This window comes from Kitasatospora sp. NPDC057965 (assembly GCF_042887135.1).
Lineage (GTDB): Bacteria > Actinomycetota > Actinomycetes > Streptomycetales > Streptomycetaceae > Kitasatospora.
In genome coordinates, this window is the sequence record NZ_JBHVPZ010000002.1 from 101,112 (window position 1) to 125,127 (window position 24,016).

At 75.5% G+C, this 24,016-nt stretch carries 25 protein-coding genes; 9 read left to right on the top strand and 16 right to left on the bottom strand.

Annotated elements, in window-relative coordinates; all coding sequences use genetic code 11:
* Window positions 1-39 precede the first annotated feature (39 nt).
* Window positions 40-1,389, top strand: a complete 1,350-nt coding sequence (locus ACFVVU_RS02365; RefSeq protein ID WP_387787926.1) for an acyltransferase — start codon at window positions 40-42, stop codon at window positions 1,387-1,389.
* 66 nt (window positions 1,390-1,455) lie between these two features.
* On the opposite strand, the gene ACFVVU_RS02370 is transcribed toward ACFVVU_RS02365, so the two are convergent.
* The 11 genes from ACFVVU_RS02370 to ACFVVU_RS02420 form a co-directional block, all read right to left on the bottom strand.
* The gene (locus ACFVVU_RS02370; RefSeq protein WP_387787929.1) at window positions 1,456-2,415 is read right to left on the bottom strand and encodes an alpha-ketoacid dehydrogenase subunit beta; all 960 of its coding nucleotides are present in this window, start codon (window positions 2,413-2,415) and stop codon (window positions 1,456-1,458) included.
* A gap of 73 nt (window positions 2,416-2,488) precedes the next feature.
* On the bottom strand, window positions 2,489-3,487 hold the full coding sequence (locus ACFVVU_RS02375) for a thiamine pyrophosphate-dependent dehydrogenase E1 component subunit alpha (RefSeq protein WP_387787932.1): 999 nt from the start codon (window positions 3,485-3,487) through the stop codon (window positions 2,489-2,491).
* Window positions 3,484-4,407 (bottom strand): phytanoyl-CoA dioxygenase family protein, encoded by a 924-nt coding sequence (locus tag ACFVVU_RS02380; protein ID WP_387787935.1) that lies wholly within the window; start codon window positions 4,405-4,407, stop codon window positions 3,484-3,486. The genes ACFVVU_RS02375 and ACFVVU_RS02380 overlap by 4 nt, the downstream gene beginning before the upstream one ends.
* Window positions 4,408-4,475: 68 nt before the next feature.
* Window positions 4,476-5,489: a 4-hydroxyphenylpyruvate dioxygenase gene (gene hppD, locus ACFVVU_RS02385; RefSeq protein ID WP_380686716.1), complete on the bottom strand. Its 1,014-nt coding sequence runs from the start codon at window positions 5,487-5,489 to the stop codon at window positions 4,476-4,478.
* Window positions 5,490-5,562: 73 nt separating this feature from the next.
* Window positions 5,563-6,825 carry a beta-ketoacyl-[acyl-carrier-protein] synthase family protein gene (locus ACFVVU_RS02390; protein ID WP_387787939.1) on the bottom strand — a complete coding sequence of 421 codons (1,263 nt, stop codon included), beginning with the start codon at window positions 6,823-6,825 and terminating at the stop codon, window positions 5,563-5,565.
* Entirely contained in the window at window positions 6,822-8,450 is a 1,629-nt protein-coding gene (locus tag ACFVVU_RS02395; protein WP_380686712.1) for a class I adenylate-forming enzyme family protein, read from the bottom strand. The genes ACFVVU_RS02390 and ACFVVU_RS02395 overlap by 4 nt, the downstream gene beginning before the upstream one ends.
* 129 nt (window positions 8,451-8,579) lie before the next feature.
* The gene (locus ACFVVU_RS02400; RefSeq protein WP_387787943.1) at window positions 8,580-9,131 is read right to left on the bottom strand and encodes a hypothetical protein; all 552 of its coding nucleotides are present in this window, start codon (window positions 9,129-9,131) and stop codon (window positions 8,580-8,582) included.
* Window positions 9,128-10,249: a beta-ketoacyl synthase N-terminal-like domain-containing protein gene (locus tag ACFVVU_RS02405; protein ID WP_380686708.1), complete on the bottom strand. Its 1,122-nt coding sequence runs from the start codon at window positions 10,247-10,249 to the stop codon at window positions 9,128-9,130. Before ACFVVU_RS02405 ends, ACFVVU_RS02400 begins: the two co-directional genes overlap by 4 nt.
* Window positions 10,246-10,533, bottom strand: coding sequence for an acyl carrier protein (locus ACFVVU_RS02410; protein WP_380686706.1), 288 nt, complete (start codon window positions 10,531-10,533; stop codon window positions 10,246-10,248). Before ACFVVU_RS02410 ends, ACFVVU_RS02405 begins: the two co-directional genes overlap by 4 nt.
* Window positions 10,530-10,811, bottom strand: coding sequence for a phosphopantetheine-binding protein (locus ACFVVU_RS02415; protein WP_380686704.1), 282 nt, complete (start codon window positions 10,809-10,811; stop codon window positions 10,530-10,532). The genes ACFVVU_RS02410 and ACFVVU_RS02415 overlap by 4 nt, the downstream gene beginning before the upstream one ends.
* Before the next feature lie 203 nt (window positions 10,812-11,014).
* Window positions 11,015-12,445, bottom strand: a complete 1,431-nt coding sequence (locus tag ACFVVU_RS02420; RefSeq protein WP_387787946.1) for a class I adenylate-forming enzyme family protein — start codon at window positions 12,443-12,445, stop codon at window positions 11,015-11,017.
* A gap of 190 nt (window positions 12,446-12,635) precedes the next feature.
* Between ACFVVU_RS02420 and ACFVVU_RS02425 the strand changes: the two genes are divergently transcribed.
* The 4 genes from ACFVVU_RS02425 to ACFVVU_RS02440 are packed head-to-tail and all read left to right on the top strand — an operon-like array spanning window position 12,636 to window position 16,906.
* Window positions 12,636-13,727, top strand: coding sequence for an alpha-hydroxy acid oxidase (locus ACFVVU_RS02425; protein ID WP_387787948.1), 1,092 nt, complete (start codon window positions 12,636-12,638; stop codon window positions 13,725-13,727).
* Window positions 13,728-13,773: 46 nt separating this feature from the next.
* Window positions 13,774-14,547, top strand: a complete 774-nt coding sequence (locus tag ACFVVU_RS02430) for a class I SAM-dependent methyltransferase (protein WP_387787951.1) — start codon at window positions 13,774-13,776, stop codon at window positions 14,545-14,547.
* A 26-nt stretch (window positions 14,548-14,573) separates the two neighbouring features.
* Entirely contained in the window at window positions 14,574-15,515 is a 942-nt protein-coding gene (locus ACFVVU_RS02435; RefSeq protein WP_387787953.1) for an alpha/beta hydrolase, read from the top strand.
* Window positions 15,512-16,906: a PLP-dependent aminotransferase family protein gene (locus ACFVVU_RS02440; RefSeq protein ID WP_387787955.1), complete on the top strand. Its 1,395-nt coding sequence runs from the start codon at window positions 15,512-15,514 to the stop codon at window positions 16,904-16,906. Before ACFVVU_RS02435 ends, ACFVVU_RS02440 begins: the two co-directional genes overlap by 4 nt.
* A gap of 68 nt (window positions 16,907-16,974) precedes the next feature.
* On the opposite strand, the gene ACFVVU_RS02445 is transcribed toward ACFVVU_RS02440, so the two are convergent.
* From ACFVVU_RS02445 to ACFVVU_RS02465, 5 genes are all read right to left on the bottom strand, one after another.
* A complete protein-coding gene (locus ACFVVU_RS02445) occupies window positions 16,975-17,301 on the bottom strand; it encodes a hypothetical protein (protein ID WP_387787957.1) in 327 nt (108 codons plus the stop codon).
* Between the two features lie 210 nt (window positions 17,302-17,511).
* Complete coding sequence (locus ACFVVU_RS02450) at window positions 17,512-18,276, bottom strand: ABC transporter permease (protein WP_380683359.1); 765 nt, start codon at window positions 18,274-18,276, stop codon at window positions 17,512-17,514.
* 31 nt (window positions 18,277-18,307) lie between these two features.
* Complete coding sequence (locus ACFVVU_RS02455; protein WP_380683358.1) at window positions 18,308-19,213, bottom strand: ATP-binding cassette domain-containing protein; 906 nt, start codon at window positions 19,211-19,213, stop codon at window positions 18,308-18,310.
* A gap of 175 nt (window positions 19,214-19,388) precedes the next feature.
* Complete coding sequence (locus ACFVVU_RS02460) at window positions 19,389-20,600, bottom strand: glycosyltransferase (RefSeq protein WP_380683357.1); 1,212 nt, start codon at window positions 20,598-20,600, stop codon at window positions 19,389-19,391.
* On the bottom strand, window positions 20,597-20,896 hold the full coding sequence (locus tag ACFVVU_RS02465; RefSeq protein ID WP_387787961.1) for a hypothetical protein: 300 nt from the start codon (window positions 20,894-20,896) through the stop codon (window positions 20,597-20,599). The genes ACFVVU_RS02460 and ACFVVU_RS02465 overlap by 4 nt, the downstream gene beginning before the upstream one ends.
* 147 nt (window positions 20,897-21,043) lie before the next feature.
* On the opposite strand from ACFVVU_RS02465, the gene ACFVVU_RS02470 reads away from it, so the two are divergent.
* From ACFVVU_RS02470 to ACFVVU_RS02485, 4 genes are all read left to right on the top strand, one after another.
* Window positions 21,044-21,976, top strand: coding sequence for a 3-oxoacyl-[acyl-carrier-protein] synthase III C-terminal domain-containing protein (locus tag ACFVVU_RS02470; RefSeq protein WP_387787963.1), 933 nt, complete (start codon window positions 21,044-21,046; stop codon window positions 21,974-21,976).
* 85 nt (window positions 21,977-22,061) lie between these two features.
* A complete protein-coding gene (locus tag ACFVVU_RS02475) occupies window positions 22,062-22,352 on the top strand; it encodes a phosphopantetheine-binding protein (protein WP_380683353.1) in 291 nt (96 codons plus the stop codon).
* Window positions 22,353-22,355: 3 nt separating this feature from the next.
* Window positions 22,356-23,162, top strand: coding sequence for a hypothetical protein (locus ACFVVU_RS02480; protein ID WP_387787967.1), 807 nt, complete (start codon window positions 22,356-22,358; stop codon window positions 23,160-23,162).
* Entirely contained in the window at window positions 23,159-23,884 is a 726-nt protein-coding gene (locus ACFVVU_RS02485; protein WP_387787969.1) for a 4'-phosphopantetheinyl transferase family protein, read from the top strand. Before ACFVVU_RS02480 ends, ACFVVU_RS02485 begins: the two co-directional genes overlap by 4 nt.
* The last annotated feature ends 132 nt before the right edge of the window (window positions 23,885-24,016 follow it).

Below are 24,016 nucleotides of genomic sequence, written 5' to 3' on the forward strand. Positions count from 1 at the left end.
CATTCCGCACGACTCACTCGACCGCCCCGGGATGAATCGATGAGCGTCTGGCCGAAGTTGCGCGACACCCGTACGGTCAGAGCGGGCACCGCCCCGGGAACGGTGGTCCGCTGCGGTCTGGCCGACACCATGCTCGCCGACCTCGCCGTCTCGGTCGTCCTCTTCTTCGAGCGCGCGCTGGACGAGGACCGCCTCGCCGCCGGCCTGGCCCGGGCGCTGGAGCGCGTCCCGGTCTTCGCCGGCCGACTGCGCACCGTCGACGGGGTGTTGGAGGCGGTCTGCGACGACTCCGGTGTCCCGATGGTGAGTTACCGCGTCGACGGCACGCTCGCCGAGTCCATGGGGCGGGTCACCGCGCCCGGCGCGCTGCACGTCGACCCGCTGGACGCCCGGGCCGCCCGCACCGGCGGCGGACCGCTGCTCGCCGTCCGGGTGACCCGCACCGGTGACGGCGGCACCGTGCTCGGCTGCTCCTGGCACCACGCCGTCGGCGACCTGCACAGCTTCGCGCTGCTGCTGCGCGCCTGGTCGGCGGCGGTCGAGGGCGAGGAGCTCCCGGCGGCCGAACTCGTCGAGGACCAGGACGCCTTGCTCGACCAGGTGCTGCCCGCCGAGGACTGCGGCCGGCCCGGATTCCGGGTCCCCGGACCGGCCGAGCGCGCCGTGCTGGACCGCGAGGTGGCGGCCGGTCCGCGCGCCAACCGGACCGTCCAGATGTACTTCGGTGATGCCGAGACAGCCCGGATGCGCGAGGAGTTCGGCGCCGCGGCCGGCCGCTGGGTCTCCTCCGGCGACGCGGTCTGCGCCCATGTCGTGCACACTCTGCGGGAGTTGGACGGCGACCGGGAGACCCGCTGGCTCACCGTCCCGGTCAACGCCCGGCGCCCGCTCGGCCTGTCGGACGCCCTGGTCGGCAACCTGCTCGGCGACATCCACCTGCCGTACACCCCCGAAGAGGGCCCGGCGGCCCTCGCCGGGGCGCTGCGCACCGCCGTCCTGGGGTACGCCGATGGCCACCTCAACCTGCGTGCCAATCTGCGCTTCCTGGCCGAGCTGGGCCGCCCCGGACTGGGCTCCTGCGTGCCGATCGGCTTCGACCCGGCGCGGCGCCGGATCAGCTTCTCCAACTGGAGCCGCTTCGGCCTCTATGACGCGACCTTCCAGGGCCAGCGACCGGTCTTCTTTAGCCCCGCCGCCAACTACCCGCTGCCGTGGGTCTGCTGGGCCGTCGAGGGCTTCGGCGGCACCGGACTGCTGACCACGGCGGTGCTCCCGGCCCGGCTGGCCGCGCGGCTGCGCGGGACGGAGGGACGGGCGCTGCTGCACCGCTACCGCGACCCGTCCGACGAGCTGCCGGCCCTGCTGGCGGACGTGCCCAAGGTGCTCTGAGTCCCGGACCGGACGACAGGGGGGCGGCCACAAGGACCGCCCCCCTGGAACACGATTGATGAAACGTCATTTCATGATGGCGCGCAGTGCGTGTCGCAGCTGCTCCCGGTCCGGCTGCAGCGCCCGGTCGAGCACGGGGGCGAACGGCAGCACCGCGCCGTCCGGCCGGGTGACCCGGCGCGGCGGGGCGGTGAGCCGGAACTCCTCGGCGGCGGTGGCCAGCACCTCGGCGCCGATCCCGCAGCTGCGGTTGGAGTCGTCGATCACCACCAGCCGCCCGGTGCGCTCCAGCGAGGCGCCCAGCGCGGCCCAGTCGAACGGGTACAGCGTGCGCGGATCGAGCACCTCGACCGAGATCTCCCCGGCGAGTTCCTCGGCCACCGCCAGCGCGTCGTGCACCAGGTGCCCGACGGCGACCAGGGTGACGTCCGTGCCGCTGCGGTGCACCCGGGCGGTGCCGAGCGGGATCGGCGCCAGCTCCCAGGTGACGGTCTCGCGGACCGGCAGCGCGGCGGCCGGGGCGAAGACCACCACCGGGTCCGGGTCCCGGATCGCCGAGCGGAGCAGCCCGTAGGCGTCGGTCGGCGTGGCCGGGACGACGGTCTTCATCCCGGCGTGCGCGAAGAGGCTGTACGGGTGGTCGGAGTGCTGGCCCGCCCAGCCGTCCCGGGAGCCCGAGCCGGGTACCAGACAGGTGAGCGGGACGCCCGCCTGGCCGCCGGTCATCAGCGAGAACTTGTGCGCCTGGTTGACGAGTTGCTCGAAGACCAGGAACAGCAGCGAGGGGATCTGGAACTCCAGCACCGGCCGCCGCCCGGCCAGTGCCGCGCCGAGCGCCATCGCGGTGAACGCCTGCTCGGAGAGCGGGGTGTCGACGATCCGCTCCGGCCCGAACCGGTCCAGCAGACCGAGCGTGGGCCCGGCCATCCCGGCACCGATGTCCTCGCCGAACACGCAGACCGCCGGATCGTCGGCCAGCTCGTCGGCCAGCGCCCGGTTGAGCGCCTTGGTGTACGAGAGTCTCATGCCGCCGCCCCGCTTCGCCCGGCAGGGGCATGCGCCCATCCGCACCTTCTGATGATTCGCCTGCTTCGCCCGCTCATGTCACCGCCCCCGCCCGGGGCCGCAGCCCGGAGGCGTACAGGTGGTCGGTGGCGCCGGCCGGGTCCGGGTGCGGCGAGGCGAGCGCGAACTCCTCGGCGGCCACGATCGCGGCGGCCACCTCGGCGTCCAGGGCGGCGGCGCGGTCGGCGCCGATCGCGGCGGCGGCCCGGGGGAGCGGGTCGCGCTCGCGCCAGGCGGCCACCTCCTCGGGCGTGCGGTAGTGCAGTTTCATCCGCCGTTCCATGGTGTGGTGGCCCTCGAAGCGGTAGGTGCGGCACTCCAGGAAGCCGGGACCGCCGCCGGCCCTCGCCCGGGCGACGGCCTGCTCGGCGGCGGCCCGGACCGCCTCGGTGTCCATGCCGTCGACCTCGGCGGCGGGGATGCCGAAGGCTGTGGCCCGCCCGGTCGCGCTGCCCGCCACCGCGGTACCGGCGGGCAGGGTGGTGGCGTAACCGTTGTTCTCGCAGACGAAGAGCACCGGCAGCCGCCACATCGCGGCCAGGTTGAGCGACTCCAGCAGCACACCCTGGTTGAGCGCGCCGTCGCCGAAGAACGCGACCGCCACCGCGTCCGAGCCCGCCTGCCGGTCGGCCCAGGCGGCGCCGACCGCGATCGGCGCGCCGGCGCCGACGATGCCGTTGGCGCCGAGGATGCCTAGCCGCAGGTCGGCGGCGTGCATCGAGCCGCCCCGGCCTCGGTTGGAGCCGCCGGTGCGCCCGGCCAGTTCGGCCAGCAGCCGGGCCGGGTCGAGACCGCGGGCCAGCACGTGGCCGTGCCCGCGGTGGGTGGAGGCGAGCCGGTCGCCGGCCCGGAGCGCGGCGCAGACGCCGACCGCGACGGCCTCCTGCCCGATGTACGGGTGGATGCCGCCGGTGATCACCCCGGACCTCACCAGGTCGAGCGCCCGTTCCTCGAAGGACCGGATCAGCCGCAGCATCCGGTACCGCCGCTCGGGCGTGTCGAGTGCGGCGACGGCGGGTGCCGTGGTCGTCACCGGGCGCCCCGCCACACTGTCGGGCAGAACTCCGGGTCGGCGTAGTCGGGGTGACCGTCGGCGGTGCTGCGCACCAGGACGTCGTGGTTGTAGACGACCGTCCCGCCGTCCGGGCGGGTGGCGCGCCGGTAGGCGTTGGCGCCGTCCTGGAGGTGCAGCGAGACGGCGCGGCGCGGGTAGGCGGCCAGGTTGGGTCCGCTGCCGTGGTACGTGCGGCAGTGGTGGAAGCTGACGTGGCCGCGAGGGATGGTCATCGGGACCTTGCGGACCTCGGTCCCGTTGTACGCCGCGTTGGCGTCCAGGATCGCGTCCAGCTCGGAGTTGTCGCGGTCGGCGAAGTGGCGGGTGGAGTCCTCCTCGGAGGGCAGCTCCTTCCAGCGGTGACTGCCGTCCACCATGGTGATGGTGCCGTTCTCCTCGGCGCAGTCGTGGAACGGCAGGAACGCGGTGAGCATCCGGTCCGAGCTCGACGTCTGCCAGTAGTGCTTGTCGAAGTGCCACGGCACCTGGTTGCTGGGCTCGCCCGGCACCGGGGGCTTGTAGATGAGGGTGGCCTGGAAGATCCGCACTTCCTCGGCCTCGGCGAGCAGCGCGGCGACGGCGCCCAGCAGCGGCTTGCGCAGGATCGCGCCGATCGCGTCGCTCTCGTAGTGCACGTAGTCGTTGTGGCGCTGGACCGGGCCGTGCGCCGGCTCCCAGGAGGCCAGCCGGGGCGGGCGGACCGGCAGGGCGCGGTCGCGGTGGCCCTCGTAGTAGCGCTCGGTGGCGGCCTGCAGGGTGTCCAGCTCCTCGTCGCTGAACAGCTTGCGGGACAGGTACCAGCCGTGCTCCAGGTAGCCGGCCACCTCCTCGGGGGTGGGCAGCAGGGCGCGTTCGGCCTCGGTGAGGTGGAACTCGGGTGCGGCGGGCGCGGTGGTCATGGGGGACGGGCCTCCTGTGGTGGTGAGGGCTCGGGTGGACGCCGGCCGTGGTGCGGCCGGGCGGCGGCTCAGACGGCGGCGGCGGCGCGCTGCCGCTCGACGGCCTCGTAGAGGGCCTTGATGTTGGCGGTGCCGAAGGTACCGGCGCCCTGGCGCTCGATCAGCTCCACGAAGTACGTCCGCCGGGGGTGTGTCGAGCGGGCGAAGATCTGGAACAGCTGACCGCCGTGGTCCTGGTCGACCAGCACGTCCAGCTCGCGCAGCGTCCCGACCGGGATCGCGGTGCCGCCGAGCCGCTCGGCGAGCGCGTCGTAGTAGGTGCCGGGGGTGGTCAGGAACGCCACGCCGCGCTCGCGGATGGTGCGCACGGCGGTGGCGATGTCGCCGGTGCGGAACGCCAGGTGCTGGACGCCGGCGCCCTCGTGGTCGGCGAGGAAGGTGTCGATCTGCCCGGGGCGGCGGGTGGTGTCGGGCTCGATGAGGGTGAAGGTGACCTCGCCGGAGGCGCTCTGCACCACGCTGGAGTCCATCGCCTGCTCGCCGACCTCGATGTACTCGCCGAAGATGCGGTGCATGCCGAGCGCGGCCTCGCAGAACTTCACGGCGTCCGCCAGCTCGCCGGCCGGCAGGCAGATCGCGGCGTGGTCGAGGGCGTCCAGCAGGCGCGGTGAGCCGTCGGCGGGCTCGGGGGCGGCCGGCGCCTCCGGGACGAACCGCAGGGCGGTGTCGCCGAAGCCGGCCACCAGCCCGCCGGCCCGGTCCAGCACTCGGGCGCCGTGCCGCTCGGCGCGGTCCAGGGCGGCCTGCGGGTCGGGGCAGGAGAGCGCGAGGACCGCGACGCCCTCGCCGTGCCGGGCGGCGTAGCGGGCCACCGGGTGCGCCGGGTCGGTGGCGGAGCGCACCAGGAAGCGGATGGTGCCCTGCTGCACCAGCAGGGTGCGGGCGTGCGCGGACTCGGCCGCGGCGAGTTGGTCCGGATCGGGTGTCGCGGCGGCGAAGCCGTAGTCGGCGCAGAGTTCCGCGGCGGTGGCGTCGGCGTCGGCGCAGTGGTACTCGACGTGGGCGATGGACTGGATGGACAACGGGATCTCCCCGGGGGATCGCGAGTTGACGAGGGGCCTGGCACGGGTGTCCGCGCCGCGTCGCCGGGCGGCGTCAGCGGAGGGACGGGGTGGAGGCGGGCTCGAAGACCAGGCTGAGGTTGTGCCCGCCGAAGGCGAAGGCGTTGCTCAGGGCGGCGGTGAGCGGGACGGCGCGGGCCGCGCCCCGGACGTGGTCCAGGTCGCAGGCCGGGTCCGGCTCGTCCAGGTTGACGGTCGGCGGCAGGGTCCCCCGGGCCACCGCGAGCGCGGTGACCGCGGCCTCCAACGCGCCCGCGGCGCCCAGTAGATGGCCGGTGGCGCCCTTGGTGGAGCTGACCGCGGGGCGGTGCGGGCCGAAGACGGCGTTCAGCGCGGCGCTCTCGGCGACGTCGCCGAGCTTGGTGCCGGTGCCGTGGGCGTTGACGTAGCCGATGTCGGCGGGCGCGAGACCGGCGTTGGCGATCGCGGTGCGCATCGCGTCGGCGGCGCCCGCGCCGTCGGGACGCGGCATGGTCGGGTGGTGGGCGTCGGTGGAAGCGCCCCAGCCGGTGAGCTCGGCGTAGCCGGCGGCGCCGCGGGCGGCAGCGTGCTCGGCGCTCTCCAGCACCAGGACGGCGCTGCCCTCGCCCAGCACGAAGCCGTTGCGGCGCCGGTCGAAGGGCCGGCTGGCCTGCGTCGGGTCCTCCCAACCGGAGGACAGCGCACGGGCGTTGGTGAACGCGGCGGCGATCGTCGGGTGCAGCGAGGACTCGGTGCCGCCGCACACCACCACGTCCGCGTCGCCGGAGCGGATCAGCCGCAGCCCCTCGGCGACGGCCTGGGCGCCGGCCGCGCAGGCCGTCACGATGGCCGTGCTGAAGCCGCGGATCCCGTGCTTGATGGCGATCCGGGCGGTGGCCATGTTGGAGAGCATGCCGGGCAGCAGGTACGGGCTGACGCCGGGGCGACCGCGTTCCAGGCGGCGGTGGGACTGCTGCTCGAAGGTCTCCAGACCGCCGCCGCCGGTGGCCAGCACCACGGCGGTGCGGTGCGGGTCGGCGTCCTCGCCGACCACCAGGGCGGCGTCGGCGAGCGCGTCGTCGGCGGCGGCCAGGGCGAGCAGGACGAAGCGGTCCACGCAGCGGGTCTCGGTGGGCGGCAGCACCTCGCGGCCGTCCACCGCCGGGGCGAGGCCGGCCGCGGTCAGCCAGCCGTGGGCGGCGTGGCCCTCGGGCAGGGAGCGGATGCCGGTGCGGCCGGCGGTGAGCGCGTCGAAGACCTCGGCGGGCTTGCGGCCGAGCGGGGTGACCAGGCCGATGCCGGTGACCACGGCGCCCGGGCGGCGGGCGGCGCTCATGCGCTCACCCCGGCGGCGACCGCGTCCAGGTAGCGCTGGCGCAGCAGCACCTTGCGCACCTTGCCGGTCGGGCCGAGCGGGATGTCCTCCCCGGCCACCACGACGACCTGGCGGACGGTGGCCGCGGCGGCCTCGTCCAGCGCGGCGGTGACGGCCTTGGTCCGGTCGGCGGCCGGGTCGGCCCCGGCGGCCAGGACCAGCAGCACATCGGTGACCACCCGTTCGCCGTCGCGCACCGCGACCACCGTGCAGTCCAGCACCTCGGGGCAGGCGGCGAGCACCCGCTCCTCCGACATCGCGGTGAACAGCCGCTTGCCGTCGCCGAGTTCGACCGAGTCCACGGCCCGGTCGACGTGGTAGTAGTAGCCCTCCTCGTCCCGGTACATCAGGTCGCCGGTGAGGAAGCGCCCGCGCAGCCTGGTGCGGTAGGTGGTGGCCGAGTCGTTCCAGTAGCCGAGCGCCAAGGTCGGTGAGGTGGTCGCGAGTTCGCCGACCTCGCCGGGGCCGAGCGGTTCGCCGTCCGGGCCGACCAGCTCGCAGTCGACGAAGGCGTGCGGGCGCCCGACGCAGCGGCCGTAGCGCTCGGTGCCCGGGCCGTGGGTGATGAAGAAGTGCGAGTGGCCCATCTCGGTGGAGCCGAGGCCGTCGACGAACAGCGAGCCGGGAACCCGGACCCGGCCCTCGCGGGTCACCGACTCACGGCTGCCGGCGGCGACCAGGCGGCGGATGTGCACCTCGTGGGCGCAGTCGCCGGTGTTCCACCAGAGCGCGACGGAGTCCAGGTCCCGCGCGGCCAGGTCGTGGTGGGCGAGGTCGGCCCAGGTGGCGGCGAAGCCGACCACTCCGCTGGGGCGCCACCGCTCGATCGCGTCCAGCACGCCGGCGCCGGACTGGCTGGACAGCACGGCGAGTCGGGTGTGCGAGGCGAGGGCGAGGTTGACCGCGATCAGGGTGGCGGCGTGCGGGGCGGGCAGCGCGCTGAGCATCCGCTCCTGGCCCTGCGGGCGGGGCAGCCGGGCGCGGTGGCGGATCGCCGCGTACAGGCTCGCGTGCGAGTGCACCACGGCCTTGGGCATGCCGGTGGTGCCGGAGGAATGGGTGATCGCGACCGGGTCGCCGGCCCAGTGCCGGTAGGGCTCGGGGGCGGCCTCGGGGTCGCCGGAGCCGAGGGTGGCGATCTCGGGCAGCGCGGGGGCGCCGGGCTCGTGGCCGGCCAGCGCGGCCAGGTGCGGGGCGTCGGCGAGGATGCCGACCGGGCCGAGCTTGGCGATGTAGCGGGCCGCCCGCTCGCCGTCCAGGTGCGGGTTGAGCAGAGCGGGGACGGCGCCGAGCCGGGCCAGCGCGAGGAAGGCGAGCACGTGGTCGGCGGCGTCGCTCGCGTACACCACCACCGGGTCGCGCCGGCCGATGCCGAGGGCGTGCAGGGCGGCGGCCCGGGCCCGGACGGCGCGGTCCAGCTCGGTGAGGGTGAAGGGCTGCCAGGCGGCGTGGTCGTCCACCGGGGTGTCGAAGGTCAGCAGCGGCTCGTCGAGACCGAGGCCGAGCGCGAGGCGGCTGGTGAGGACGTTTCCGGCGCCGACGGCCGGGTCGTCCGCCAGCAGGGTGCGGATACTGCGGATGCTCACGGGGTGGATCCCTCCCGGGGTGCGGGCGTGCGGGGCGTGCTGCGGCGGGACGCGGCGGGTGGGGGACCGCTCGCGCCGGTGGTGCGCGGGGGTGGGCTGCGGCGGTTCGGGTCGGTCTCGGAACGGGGGTCAGACGGCGGTCACCAGCAGGGCCACCGCCCGGTCGGTGCCGTCGCCGGTGGAGTCGGTGGAGTCGGCGGAGGCGGCGGGGTCGGCCTGCTCGGCGGCGATGACGAGGACCTGCTCGGCGTCGCCGTCGGCGAGCAGCAGCTCCGCCAGGTCGAGCGCGTCCTGCGGGACCCGTCCGGGTGGCGGGGCCTGCACCGGACTGATCGCCACCACCGGGCCGGTCAGGCCCCAGCGGGCGGCGATGTGGCCGAGCACGGCGTTCGGGTTGGACTGGAAGAACAGCAGCGGGGGCATTCGCCGGCCGGTGTCGGCGGCGGCCTCGTCGATGGCGCGGGCGGTGGCCCGGTCGCCGCCCGCGCTCGCCAGCAGCAGCGCGGTGCGGCCGGGGGCCGGGGCCGCGCCGTGACGGGCGCGCAGGCAGCGTTCGGCGGTCTCGGCCACCAGGGGGTTGAAGGAGGAGGCGGCGAAGCCGGGCAGCGGAGGGAGCGGCTCGGGCTCGCGGGCGTCGGGGTCGGGCCAGGCGGCCTCGGCGAGGATGCGCAGCGTGGTCATCGGGCGGCCACCAGGAGTGCGGTGTTGGCGCCGCCGAAGGCGGAGTTGAGGGTGAGCGCGTAGCGCGGCCGGGCGGCGCGCGGGCCGTCCAGCACGAGGTCGAGACCGATGTCCGGGTCCGGGCCCAGCCAGCCGGCGTTGACCGGCAGCGCGCCGTCGGTCAGCGCGCCGATGGTGACGACGAGTTCGAGCAGTGCCGAGGCTTCGAGGGCGTGGCCGTGGACGGCCTTGCTGGAGCTGACGGGCAGCCGCGCGGTGTGCGCGCCGAAGACCCGGTGCAGGGCCTTGGCCTCCGCGAGGTCGGACAGCGGGGAGCCGGTGCCGTTGGCGTTGACGTAGCCGACCTCGGCCGGCGCGATCCCGGCCCGGCCCAGCGCGGCCTCGACCGCCCGTGCCACGCCGTCGCCCTCGGGTTCGGGGCGGCAGACGTGGTGGGCGTCGCCGGCCCGGCCCCAGCCGGCCAGCCGCGCCAGCACGGGCGCCCCGCGTCGCTCGGCCTCCGGTTCGGCCTCCACCAGTACGGCGGCGGCCGCGTCGCCGAGCAGGGTGCCGCTGCGGCCGGCGCTGAACGGGCGCAGCTCGCCGTCGCGGGCCAGCGCCCGGCCGGCGTCGAAGGCGGCGAAGACGCCCGGCTCCACCAGGTGTCCGGCGGCGACCAGGACCCGGGGGTGGCGGCCGGTGGCGACCAGCGCGGCGGCGTCGGCGACGGCGGTCGCGGCCGCCACGCAGGCGCCGGTGTAGGCGCGGGTGACCCCGGGGGAGCCCCAGGCGGCGGTGGTTCCGGCCGCGACCGCGGCGACGGCGGCCCGGGTGTGCAGGTCGCTGTGCAGGGCGAACAGCACGGGCGGACCGCCCTCGGGCGCGGCCGGGTCCAGGCCGGCGCGGCGGCAGGCCTGGCCGACGGCGGCGAGCACGGCGTCCGCGAGCGGGCGCGGCTCGGGCAGCAGCGCGGCGCGCACGGTGCGGCGTGCCGAGACGTCGAACCGGGTGACCGTGCCGAACGCGGCCTTGCCGTGGACGACGGCCTCGGTGAGCGCGGCCGGTCCGTCGCCGGCCGCGCTGAGCACGCCGACACCGGTCACCACGGGCCGGACGGCGGGCGGGGCGTGGCGGTTCATGGCCGCGCGGCCCCCGCGGTGCTGTCCACGGGGGAGCCCGCGGCGTTCACGGCGGCGTCCACGGCGGCGCGGAACACCGCCACGGCGTCGTCGACCGTCCGGACAGCCTCGAAGGCGTCGTCGTCGAGGTCCGGCTCGATGCCGTAGCGCTGCTCGAACTCGGCGATCAGCCAGGTGAGTTCGAGCGAGCCGAGCTCCTCGGGGACGTCCTCGGCGGAGCGCTGCCCGAAGGCCGCGAGCATGGCGAGGACCTCGGCCCGGTCGGGGCGGGCGAGGTCGGTCACGCCGGGCTGCCCGAGGCGGCGGTGGCGGTGGAGGCGGCGATCCGCGCGGCGACGTCGGCGGTGAACTCGTCGAGCGTCATCAGGGCGGTGCTCTCCATCTCGTCGAGGTCGAACTTGACCCCGTACTCGTCCTCGACCTGGACCGAGAGGTCGGCGAGGGCGAGCGACTCCAGGTCCAGGCCGGCCGGGCCGAGGTCGGTGTCGCCGGTGACCTCGGAGACGTCGTACTGCATCTCGGTCAGTGCGGCGAGGACGAACGCGCGGATGCGGTCCTGCATGGTGGGCTCCTTGTGCCCGGGCGCGCGCGGCGCTCGGGGTCGTCGGGGAAGGGTAGGTGGTCCTTCGGGTCGTCGGCGGTGGCCCCGACGGGCAGGCGGATGCCGCCCGTCGGGGTGCCGTCCGGGCCCGTCACGGGCGCGCCCGGGCGCGCCGGATCGCGGCGCGGCGGGTCGCGAACGGCACCGGTGCCGGTGCCGGTGGCTCAGCCGGCGGCGGCGCGCAGGGCCACCGGGTCGCGCAGCAGCTTCCCGGTGGCGGTGCGGGGCAGCTGCGGCAGGAAGGCCAGCCGGCGCGGCCGCTTGTAGGCGGCGAGCTGCCGGGCGAGGCCGTCCTGGACGAGTGCCCGGTCGGCACCGTCCTCGGCCGAGAGGTAGGCCTCGATGGCGCCGTCGTCGAAGACCACCACGGCCTCCCTGACCTGCGGCAGTGCGGCGAGGGTCTGCTCGACCTCGGTGAGGTCGACCTTGAGGCCGCCGATCGAGACCTGCGAGTCCCGACGGCCGAGGACGGTGACCCGGCCGGTGTCCGGGTCGAGGACGGCGGCGTCGCGGGTGTGCAGCCAGCCGTCCGCCCAGCGGGTCGGGTCGTCGAGCCCGGGGTAGGGCGTGGCGGGGGTGCCGAGTTGGAGCTCGCCGCCCACCAGCCGCAGCTCCATGCCGTGCACGGGCTGCTTGGCCGGGTGCAGGGTGCCGTCCAGGTCGGTGGCGATCACCCCGGTCTCGGTCATCCCGTACATGGTGCCGAGCGGGACGCCGTAGCGCGCGGTGAACGCCGCCGGCAGGCCCGGGCGGACGAGTTCGCCGGCCACCACCATCCGCCGCAGCTGCGGCAGTTCGGGCGGATCGGCCGCACCGGCGAGCAGTTCCGCGTGGAACGGCACGCCGATCACGGTGGTCGGGCGGCCGTCGGCGGCGACCGCGGCGAGGATGCCCGCGGCCGTCATCCGGTCCGGGACGGTGAGCGGGGCGCGCGCGGACAGGCTGTTGAGCAGCCCGCCGACCAGGCCGAGAACGTGCACCACCGAGGACAGCAGGACCACCCGCTCGCCCTCGCCGGGGAACGCCGACAGCCGTCGGTAGCAGTCGAGTTCACGGATCAGATCGCTCGCGGTACGGGCGATCACCTTGGCCGGGCCGGTCGAGCCGGAGCTCAGCTGGACCAGCGCGTGGCCGGTCCCGGCGGGCCGCCCGGCGGGCAGCCGGACGGCGACCGGGTCGACCGTCGAGTAGCCGCGCAGCGCCGCGGCCGCGGGCCGCGAGGCCGAGCCGACCAGCACCTGCGGGGCCAGTCGGCCCACCGCCAGCTCGACCTCGTGGTCGGTCAGCCGGTGGTCCAGGAGAGCGACCTGGGCCCGTAGTCGCCAGCCCGCCAGGAGCACGGCGACGAAGCCCAGGGAGGGCGGCAGCCGCAGGGCGACGGTGCCGCCCGGGCCGAGGCCGGCCGCGGCCAGCCGTTCGGTCTGCTCGGCGACCAGCGCGCGCAGGGCGTCGCGGTCGACGGGTGTGCTGAAACGGAGGCACTCCTCACCCCCGGGACCGGCCAGCAGCACCCGGTCGACCCAGTCGGCGGGAGCATCGGCGTGCGGGGGTGAGGAGGGCGGCGGTGAAGAAGGGGAAAAGCCGGTCAACGCCACTCCACACAGTGAGGAGATTTGTCATGGACACCGGACGATGTTCACATGCCATCAGAAGCAATACGTCCAATTCCGTTGCCAGACCATTGCACAGACGATTGGTCAAATCAAGGTCTATACCAATGTGGTGCAGACCTCCTACGCTGCCGATCCGTGGACCGGTCCGAACGCGGCCGGTCCGGGAACGAGGATGCCCGTGGCACCACTCACACTGGCCGGGATCGAACGCGCTGCGCGTGATCAACTGCCCCCAGAAATCTGGGACTTCGTCGAAGGTGGCAGCGGTTCGGAACGCACCATGGCGGCCAACCGGGAAATGTTCGGACGCTATGCGTTCCGCCCCCGCGCGCTGGTCGACGTCTCCATCTGCGCGCCGGCCGTCGAGTTGCTCGGCAGCACCCTGCAACTCCCGGTCGGAATTGCCCCGATGGCCTACCACCGACTGGTCCATCCGGACGGCGAAACGGCGACCGCCCGGGCAGCCGGAAAGGCCGGCGCCCTCCTGGTCGCCGGAATCTTCGCCAGCCGCACCCTGGAGGAGATCGCCGCCGCCGCGACCGGCCCGCTCTGGCTCCAGCTCTACTGGCTGCGCCGCCGCGACGCCCTCGCCGCGCTGGTGGAACGCGCCGAGGCGGCCGGCTTCGCCGCCCTGCTGCTCACCGTCGACGCCCCCCGGATCGGCCGCCGGCTGCGTGACCTGCGCAACGGCTTCGCCGTCCCGCCGGAGATTCGCGCGGTCAATCTCGACCCCGCCCTGATGGCCGCCAGCCACCGCGCAGGCCAGGGCAGTTCGGGAATCGCCGAGCACGCCCGCGAGCAGTTCGACCCCAGCCTGACCTGGTCCGACCTCGCCTGGCTGCGCGAACGCACCCGGCTGCCGCTGGTCCTCAAGGGCGTGCTGACCGCCGAGGACGCGCGGCTCGCGGCCGAGCACGGCGTCGACGCGGTCGTCGTCTCCAACCACGGCGGCCGCCAGCTCGACGGCGCCCTGCCCGCCCTGGCCGCCCTCCCCGAGGTCGTCGACGCCCTGCCGCCGCACCTCCCGGCGCTGCTCGACGGCGGGGTGCGCGGCGGCGCGGACATCGCCGTCGCCCTCGCCCTCGGCGCCCGCGCCGTCCTGGTCGGCCGCCCGGCGTTCTGGGGCCTGGCCACCGGCGGCGAGGCCGGCCTGACCCGCGTCCTCGACCTGCTGCGCGACGAACTGGAGCACACCATGGCCCTGTTGGGCCGCCCCGCCCTCGCCGACCTGGACCGCACCGCCCTCGCGCCCTGGCCGCGCTGACCCTCCCGCCCACGCACCCCGACGTTACGATCGGAACACCGACACCATGAGCAGACAGGACGCCTTCCCCGGCTGGGACTGGGACGACCCCGACGGCCTCGCCGAGCAGCTCGACCGCTTCAGCGCCGACGTCGCCACCTGCCGGAAGCTGGAAGCCGCCGCCGGCGGACTCCCGTACGACCACGCGGACTTCACCGACCTCGGCGTCACCGGCCTGGAGTTCGCCGCCTTCCGCACCGCCCACCCGGCCGGTCTCGGCACCGACCTCACCGCCCTGCGCGGCCCCGACACGACCACCGAGCCCGGCACCCTCTACCGGGTCGACGGCGACCGCTGGTTCACCCAGCTCGACATCGCCGAGCCGCTGCCCTTCGCCGACGGGAGCGTCGACTGGGTCTACGCCGAGCACCTCATCGAGCACGTCACCATGCCCGTCGCGGTCGGCTGGCTGCGCGAGGCGCGCCGGGTGCTGCGGCCCGGCGGCGTGCTGCGGATCACCACCCCCGACCTGGCCCGCTACCTGGTCGGCTACGCCACCGGGGACGGCTTCCTCGGCAAGCACCGCCGGCGGCTGACCACCATGGGCTTCGGCCCGCCGATGCCGCAGCGCCCCGCCTTCCTGGTCAACCAGATCTTCCGCTACTACGGTCACCAGTGGATCTACGACCTCGACGAGCTTCGGCACGTCCTCACCCTGGCCGGCTTCGAGCCCGGGCGGATCCGGCACTGCGCCTACCGCGAGGGGGCCCGCGCCGACGTCGCCGACCTGGACACCCCCTTCCGCACCGACGAGACCATCTACGTCGAGGCCGACCGCTGACCCGGCCCCGTCCCGAGGAAACCCCGATGCCCCTGCACCCCCAGGCCCAGGCGCTGCGCGACCGCCGCGCGAGCGCCCGCACGGCCCCCCTCTACAGCCTCACCGTCGCCGAGGCCCGCGCCGCCGACCTCGCCGACATCCGCGCCGCCGCCGGCACCCCCGAGCCGGTCGCCGCCGTCGAGGAGCACCGCCTCCCCGGCCCCGGCGGCGAACTCGCGCTGCGCCTCTACCGGCCCGAACCGCCCGCCGACGGCCGCCCGTCGCCGGTGCTGCTCTACCTGTTCGGCGGCGGCTGGACCCTCGGCTCGCCCGACACCAGCGACGCGATCTGCCGCGCGCTGACCAACGCCGTCGGCTGCGCCACCGCCTCCGTCGGCTACCGCCTCGCCCCCGAGCACCCGTTCCCCGCCGCCGTCCGGGACTGCGCCGCCGCCGCACGCTGGCTCGCCGCGCACGCGGAGGGGCTCGGCCTGGACGCCGGGCGCCTCGCCGTCGCCGGTGACAGCGCGGGCGGCAACCTCGCCGCCGTGCTCGCCCTGATCACCCGCGACGAGGGCGGCCCGGCCCTGCGCCACCAGCTGCTCGTCTACCCCAATACCGACGCCCGCGCCGACACCCCCTCGCTGCGCGAGCACGACGACCCGGCGCTGTTCAACCGCCGCTCGGTCGCCTGGTACTGGGGCCACTACCTGGCCGACCCGGCGGACGGCGCCCACCCGCACGCCTCGCCGCTGCGCGCCGCGAGCCTGGCCGGCCTGCCGCCCGCCACCGTCATCACCGCCGAGTACGACCCGCTGCGCGACGAGGGCGAGCAGTACGCCGAGGCGCTGCGCGCGGCGGGCGTACCGGTGGAGCTACGGCGCTGGGCGGGCATGCCGCACGGGTTCTTCGCCATGACCGGCACCCTGGACGGCGCCGCCGAGGCCCAGGCGTACGCGGCCGCGCGGCTGCGCGAGGCCCTCGCGTGAGTTCCCCCGCGGCGTCCGCCGCCTCCGCCGCCCCGGCCGCACCCGGGGAGGACCGGCCCGCCGAGGCCGTCACGCTCCCGCTCGGCGAGCTGCACGGCTCCCTCGCGGACCCGCTGCTGGACGCGATGACCTTCCTCAACGAGGTCACCACCCGTTACCCGCAGGCGGTCTCCTTCGCCCCCGGCCGCCCCTACGAGGGCTTCTTCGAGCCGGAGGACGTCCCCGTCTACCTGGACGCCTACCTCGACCACCTGGCCGCGACCGGCCTGGACCGCGACGCGATCCGCACCACCCTGTTCCAGTACGGGCCGACCAAGGGCATCATCAGCGACCTGGTCGCCCGCACCCTCGCCCACGACGAGGACCTCACCGTGGCCCCCGAGGCGCTGGTGCTGACCGTCGGCGCCCAGGAGGGCATGCTGCTGGCGCTGCGCGCGCTCTGCGCCGGCCCGCAGGACGTCCTGCTGGTCAGCTCGCCCTGCTACGTCGGCGTCACCGGCGCTGCCCGGCTGCTCGACCTGACCACCGTGCCGGTCCCGGAGGGGCCGGACGGCGGTCCGGACCCGGCGGCCGTGCGCGCCGCCGCGCGGGAGGTCCGCGCCGCCGGCCGGCGCCCGCGCGCCCTGTACGTGGTGCCGGACTTCGCCAACCCCTCCGGCACCTCGATGCCCGTCCCGGCCCGCGCCCGGCTGCTGGCGGCGGCAGCCGAGGAGGACCTGCTGGTCATCGAGGACAACCCGTACGGCTTCTTCGCCCGCGATGCGGGGGAGCGGCCCGGCGAGCGGCCCACCCTCAAGGCGCTGGACCGCCACCGCCGGGTCGTCTACCTGGGCTCCTTCGCCAAGACCTGCTTCCCCGGCGCCCGGCTCGGCTACGTCGTCGCCGACCAGGAGGTGATCGGCCCCGGCGGGCGGCGCACCCTGCTGGCCGACGAGCTGGCCCGGCTGAAGAGCATGACGACGGTCAACACGCCGGCGCTCAGCCAGGCCGTGATCGGCGGCATGCTGCTCACCCACGACTGCCGGCTGCGGGCCGCCAACGCGCCCGCCACCGCCCACTACGCGGCCGTCATGGACGTCCTGTTGGCCGAGCTGGACCGGTACTTCCCGGCCGCCGAGCGGGAGCGCCTGGGGCTGTCCTGGAACGTGCCGGAGGGCGGCTTCTTCGCGGTGCTCACGGTGGCCTTCGCGGCCGACGACGCGGCGATGGAGCGCTGCGCGCGCGAGTTCGGCGTGCTCTGGACGCCGATGACGCCGTTCTACCCGGCCGGCGGCGGGGAGCACCGGCTCCGGCTCTCGATCAGCTCGCTGACACCCGGCCGGGTGGCGGCCGGCGTCGCCCGGCTGGCGGACTTCATCCGCGCCGAGACAGCCCGGGCGGCGACGGCCTGACCACGGCCGGGAACGACGACGGCGGCGCCCCCTCGGAAGCGGGGGGCGCCGCCGTCGTCGTCGTGCGGTCAGCGGGTGCCGGCCGCCCGCGGTCCGCCCTCGACGGCCTTGACCGGGGGCTTGGCCGCGACCGCCTTGACGGGCGGCTTGGCCGTGACCGCCTTGATCGGAGGCTTGGCGGCGACCGCCTTGGCCGGCGGCTTCGCCGTGACCGCGGCCGGCCGGGCCTCGGCGGCCTTGATGGGCGGCTTGGCGGCGGCCGGGGTGGCGGCCAGCAGGCCCACCACGGGCAGCGCGGCGATCGCCCCGCCCGCGAGGGCCAGCCGGGCGCCCCGGCGCCGTGCGGGCAGCGCGGCGCGGCCGGCGGCGGGGACGTTCTCGGACCGGGAGTTCATGCGGTTCCTCTCGACGAACTGACGATCGGCCGACCCGACCATAGGCCCGCCGCCTCGGCCGGGACAACCAACCGCGCGTTGCCTCACCTGCGGTGACGGCGCGACGGCGGGCCGGGCCCGCGATCGGCCCGGCCCGCCGGCACGGGCGGGCGCCCCGCCCTCGCGGGCAGTGCCCCGCCGCGCCGGGGCTCGGCGCACCCGCGCCGGAGCTCAGCGCACCCGGGTCGAGAACAGCCGCGCCGACCAGAACACCGCCGCCACCGTCATCAGCGCGACCACCAGCAGGCCCTGCCAGACCACGTTGTCCCCGACGTGGCCCGAGAACAGCGAACGCATGCCCTCCACGGCCCAGTAGAAGGGGTTCCACTTGGCCATGGTCTGGAGCCACATCGGCGCCAGCGCCAGCGGCAGCAGGGTGCCCGACAGCAGCGCGATCGGCTGGGCGACGGTGTTGACCACCGGCGCCATCGCCTCGTCGGCCGGCAGCACCAGCGCGATCCCGTAGGAGATCGCGGAGGTCATCAGCGCGAGCAGGCCCATCAGCAGGAAGGCCAGCACCAGGTCCAGCGGGCCGACCCGCAGGCCGAACGGCAGCGCGATCAGGGTGATGATCACCGCCTGGACGAGCAGCGCCACCGTCTCGCGCAGCGCCCGGCCGAGCAGCAGGGCGAGCCGGCTGACCGGGGTGACCCGGGCCCGCTCGATGATCCCGGCCCGCAGCTCGCCGAGCAGGCTGAAGCCGGTGTAGAGGCCGCCGAAGATGCACAGCACGGCCAACAGACCGGGCACGTAGATCTGGTAGGCCTCGGCGTAGCTGTGCGCGCCCATCGGCTCCAGCACCTTCTTGAGCAGCGGCGCGAAGAGCAGCAGGTAGAAGATCGGCTGGATCACTCCGACGGCGATCCAGACCGGGGTTCGCCACATCAGCAGCAGCTGGCGCTGGAAGACCAGCCAGGTGTCGCGGGCGAGCTTCATGGGGCCCCTCCTCAGGGATCCGGAGGTGCGGTCAGGACTGCTCGATGGAGCGGCCGGTGCGGGCCAGGAACACGTCGTCCAGGCTGGGCCGTTGCAGCTGCACGGTGCCGGTGACGACGCCGGCCCCGTCCAGGGCCCGCAGCAGGCGCGGGACGGCGGCGGCGCCGTCGTCCAGGTAGAGCCGCACCCCGTCCTCGCCGCTCAGCTCCAGACGGTGCAGTTCGGGCAGGTCGGGCTGCTCGCGCAGCGCCTTGGCAGCCCGTTCGGCCTCGCCGGCGCCGAGGCCGATGAGCACGACGTCGCCGGAGATCTCGCGCTTGAGCGTCTCGGGCGTGCCCTCGGCGACGATGCCGCCGTGGTCGACGATGGCGACCCGGTCGCAGAGTGCGTCGGCCTCGTCCAGGTAGTGGGTGGTGACGACGACGGTCATGCCCTCGTCGCGCAGCCGCCGGATCTCGGTCCAGACGTGGCCGCGGCTGGCCGGGTCGAGGCCGACCGTCGGCTCGTCGAGGAACAGCACCTTCGGCGCGTGGATGACGCCGAGCGCGATGTCGAGGCGCCGGCGCTGGCCGCCGGAGTAGGTGCGGCACGGCCGGTCGCCGAACTCGGTGAGCTCGAAGGCCCTGAGCGCGTCCTCGGCGCGGCCCTGCGCCTCGGCCTTGCCCTTGCCGTGCATCCGCGCCTGCATCACGAGTTCCTCGCGGGCGGTGACGGCGTCGGTGGTGCCGCCGCCCTGGGCGACGTAGCCGATCAGGCGGCGCACCTCGGCGGGGTCGGCGAACAGGTCGGCGCCGGCGATCCGGGCCTCGCCGCCGTCCGGCCGGATGAGGGTGGCGAGCATGCGCAGGGTGGTCGTCTTCCCGGCGCCGTTGGGGCCGAGGAAGCCGAAGATCTCACCCGGCGCGACGTCCAGGTCGATGCCTCGGACGGCGTCCACGGGGGGCTGGCCGCGTTTCTTGGAAGGGTAGGACTTTCTCAGCCCCTTGGTCTCGATCAACCAGAACTCCCGAGCGGGGATGGGTTGCCGGGGCGCCGGGAAGGCGGCGCGCGGGGCACCTGGGAAGCGGTGCTGCGGGCCACCCTAGGGTGAACGGCGCCCCGGAAACAATGGCCTAGACCAGTGGATTGGGTCGACGGGCACCCGTCGCGACCAGTGCCTCCACCCGGTCGGCGGCCGTCACGGCCCCGCCGCCGGCGAGCAGTTCGGAGCCGACCCGGGCCGCCGCCGCCCGGTACGCGGGCTCCTCCAGCACGCTCCGCAGCGCGCCGGCGAGGTGATCCGGCGTCACCCGGGCGAACGGCACCCGCAGTCCGGCCCCGGCCGCCGCCAGCTGCGCCGCCACGAACGGCTGGTCGTGCCGGATCGGCGCCGTCACCAGCGGGAGCCCATGCGCCAGCGCCTCGCCGACGGTGTTCATCCCGCCGTGGCACAGCACCGCGTCCAGCGCCCCGCGCCGCATCAGCTCCAGCACCGGCGCCCGGTCCACCGCCACCGCCCCGGCGGGCAGTTCGGGCAGCAGCTCGCCGGGCGCCGCGAACACCGGCTGCACGCCGGGCCCCGTCAGCTCCAGCGCCCGCGCGGCCCGGGCCAGGAAGTCCGCGCCCAGCTCGCCGGAGAGGGTGCCCATGGTGACCAGCACCCGCCGGCGCCCCGGCAGCAGCCGCTCCCACGGGAAGGCCGGATCGGCCGGCCGGTCCGCCAGCACCGGCCCCACCAGGGCGTACTGGGCCGGCAGCGCCTCGGCGCCGGTCGGCTCCGCCCCGGTCAGCGCCGGACCGGTGAGCGCCGGGCCGGTGAAGGCCAGCACCAGCGCGCGGGAGAACCGCGGGTCGGTGTACTCCTCCGCGGGCAGCCCCGCCCGCTGCCACAGGCCCCGGAGCAGGTCGGACATCCACTGCTCGACCAGCGGCAGCGCCCGGAACGGCCGTCCCAGCTCCATCGCGCCCGGCGCCAGGGTGCCCCAGGGCAGCCCGTGCCGGTGGGCCACCAGCGCCCCGGCCGGCGTGTGCTGGTCCACCAGCAGCGCGTCCGGCCGGTACTCGCGCACCGCCGCGTCCAGCGCCTTCACGGTGAACCGCGCGTACGGGACGATGAATCCCTCCCACAGCGAGCGGACGGCGGCCAGCCCGTGTCCGCCCTGCGCCCGGAACGCCCGGGTGCCGGTGCCGAACACCGGCGCGTCGGGTCCCAGCAGGGGCCGCAGCGCCGACTCGGTGCCGGTCCAGGCCACCTCGTGGCCGCGCGCCACCAGCTCCCGGGCCAGGCCCACGGTCGGGTTGACGTGCCCGGTCAGCGGCGGGACCACCAGCAGGAAGCGGCTCATCGGGCGTCCTCCGCGGGCAGCAGCCGTTCGACGTCGGCGACGCTCAGCGCCTCCAACCCGGCCAGGTCGAGCCCGGCCCGCAGCGCGGCGAGGTCCACCGACGGGCCGAAGTCCCGGCGCAGGGCCTCGTGCAGCGCCGCGAGCTCGGTCTCGTCGAGCAGCAGGTCGCCGTCCAGCCGGGCCTGCGGGGTCACCCGCGAGGCCCAGCCGGGCGGCGCCTGCGCGGCCTCGACCAGCAGGGACACCAGCGCCGCGCGCACCGGCGGCGCGGCGACGGGTGGTTCACGATCGGTCATCCGGGGACTCCACCGGCTCGACGAAGCGGGGAACGGGGGACGGCGGCACCGGAGGTGCGCGTTCCGTCGGTGAGGTGTGCGGGATGTGTGCCGCAACCGCCCGAGATCACTTGTGCGGACCCGTCGGGCGTGGGAATACTAGCCCGCGTGACCGCACTGGAGGCAGTGGCCGTTCACCTCCCCCACCACATCGTGCCCATCGAGGCAGTGGGTGAGCGCATCGGCTTGACCCCACGTCAACTTCGACTCTTCCGCCGCTTCCACGGCCTGGACCAGCTGCGACTGGACCCGGACGGGACGCTGCCCGACCTGCTCGGCGCCGCCGTCGACGCCCTTCCGGAGCTGCGCGGACGCGAACGGCACGTCCGCTTCGTGATCCACGCGCGCAGCATGCCGGTGGCGGTGCCCTACCCGCTCAACCCTTTGCACGAGCTGCTCGGACGCTACGGCCTCGGCCACGCCCAGGCCTTCACCGTCACCCACCACGCCTGCGCGGTCGGCCTGCTGGCCGTCGACCTGGCCGGACGCCTGCTCGCCGGAGAACCCGACCGGGAGGCGCTGGCCCTGGTGCTCGCCGGGGAGAAGACCTTCACCAAGGACGCCCAGGTGGTGCCCGAGACCGGCATCTTCGCCGAGGGCGCGGCCGCCTGCCTGGTCAGCGCCGAGGGCGAGCGGGACCGCGTGCTGTCCTACGCGGTGCGCCAGCGCCCGGAGTTCGACGGCCGGCTGGCCGAGGACCCGGAACTGCTCGCCCGCTACCAGCGCGAGTACCCGGCGGTGATGGTCGAGGCGATCGAGGCCGCCCTCGGCCAGGCCGGTCTGGACCTCTCCGACCTCGCGCTGCTGCTTCCGCACAACGTCAACCAGGCCTCCTGGCGGATGATCGCGCGCCGGATCGGTTTCCCGATCGGGAAGGTGGTGCTGGACAACGTGCCCGCCGTGGGGCACAGTTTCGCAGCGGACAGCCTGATCAACCTGCACACCGCCACCACGCGGGGGCTGCTCGGCCGCGGCGACCGCTACCTCATCGCCTCCGCCGGCATCGGAGCGACCTTCTCCGCCATGGTCGTCGAGCACTGACGTCACGTCAGCGGCCTTTTCCAGTACGCCGGCCGGCCGGCGTCCCCGACCCCACTCCACCACGTACGACGGGACGGTCCCACCCATGTCCGACCAAGTGGTCCAGACCTTCGACACCGAGCTGCGCGACCGGATCCTGCACAGCCTCGGCGAGCTGCTGCCGCGCGTCCTCAAGCGGGAACTGCCCGAGATCCCCGAGAACGCCTGCCTCTTCGACGACCTCGGCCTCACCTCGGCCGGCACCATCGAGCTGATCCTGGAGCTGGAGGAGGCGCTCGACCTGCAGGTCGACGTCGAGCAGATCACCGAGGACGACCTGCGCTCGGTCACCGGTCTGGCCGACTACGTCGCCTCGCACCTCATCGCCGAGGACTGACCGGTGCCCGCCGCGCCGGGTCTCACCCGGGTGCTGACGCGGTACTCCGACGGCCGCTCCGAGCTCTCCCTCGACCCCGACCTGCGGGTCTTCGTCTCCGACCTGGTCCGCCCCTACGGCCTGCCGCTGCGCGAGGACCTGCTGGCCGAGGGCGTCGGCCACGCCTACGAGGAACTGGCCGCCGGACTGCTGGCCGAGGCGCTCGCCCCTGGCGAGCCGGCCGACGTGCTCGTCCAGGCCTTCGACTCGCCCGACGTCCGGCCCGGCGCGCCCACCTCGCTCGCGCTCAGCCGCTCCTGCGCGGGCACACCGCTCGCCCTGGCGCTCTGCGACCAGGGCACCGCCGGGGCGTTCGGCGCACTGCGCGCGGCCACCGCGTACCAGCGGACCGGCGTCGCCCGGCGCGCGGTCGTCGTGCTCGCCGAGCAGACCGCCCTGCACTACGAGCCGGCCGCCCCGGTCACCCTGCCCGAGCGGCACTGCGCGGTCGTCCTGGTCTGCGAGACCGCGCCGGGCGAGGAGCTGGCCGTCCGTCAGGACGGCGGTGCCGACCCCGGATCCGCCGCCGAGGAGGTGCGCCGGCAGGTGAAGGCGCTGGGGGAGGGGGCGGCCGTGCTGCTCTCCGCCGCGCTGGAGGTGCCCGGTCTGGACGCCGTGCGCACCCCCGCCGGCCAGCCGTTCACCGGACTCTGGTCGCGACTCGCCGAACGGCTGCCGGCCTGGCGGGCCGAGCGGCGGACCGTGCTGCTCGCCGACTTCGACCCCCGGCTCGGTGTGCTCTCCACCCTGACCCTGCGCGCCGGTCCGTGACCGCGGGTGCCGATCCCGACGCCGGGGGTGGCGCGGGCGCCGACCGGGTCGACGTCTGGCTGATCCCCACCGACCAGCCCGAGCCGGTGGTCCGCGCCCTGCGCGAGCTGCTCGACCCGGCCGAACGCGCCCGAGCCGACGGCCCGGACCCGCGCTCCGGCCGGCGGTTCACCGTCGCCCACGGCGCCGCCCGGCTGCTCGTCGGCGCCCGGCTCGGCCGCGACCCCGCGCGGCTGGTCTGGCGACGCGGGCCGAACGGCAAGCCCGGGATCGACGGGCTCGCCGTCAACCAGTCCGCCTCCGGAGCCCTCGCCGCCGTCGCCCTCGCCGAGGAACGCGCCGTCGGTGTCGACGTGGAGGAGGTCCGCGACGCCCGCGGCGCCCTGCGGCTGGCCCGGCGCTACTTCCCCGCGGCCGAGGCGGCCCTGGTCGCGGCCGACCCGGCGCCCGCCGAGCGGTTCACCGAGCTGTGGTGCCGCCGCGAGGCCTGCGTCAAGGCGTACGGCGGCCGGCTCGTCCAGGGCTTCGGCCTGCCGCTGGCCGGCCCGGCGCCGGTGCTGCTCGCCGACCCCGGCGCGCTCGGCCCGGGCCCGTGCCGGATCGACGACCTGCCCGCCCCCGGCCCGTTCCGCGCGGCCCTCGCGGCGGTCGGCGAACGCCCTTTCCGGGCCCGTCTGCATCGCTGGTCCATGGCCGATGTCGGTGCCACGTCAGGTAGTTGACGAAGCGTCAGATGTGCTCCGGCATCCCAGAATTCTGGTCTGTTCCGGATGATCGCGGCGCTGATAGCGTCCCCACCGCATTCCCAGCGCATTCCCACCACCTTCCCCACCGCATCCCCGCCGGGGTCTGTC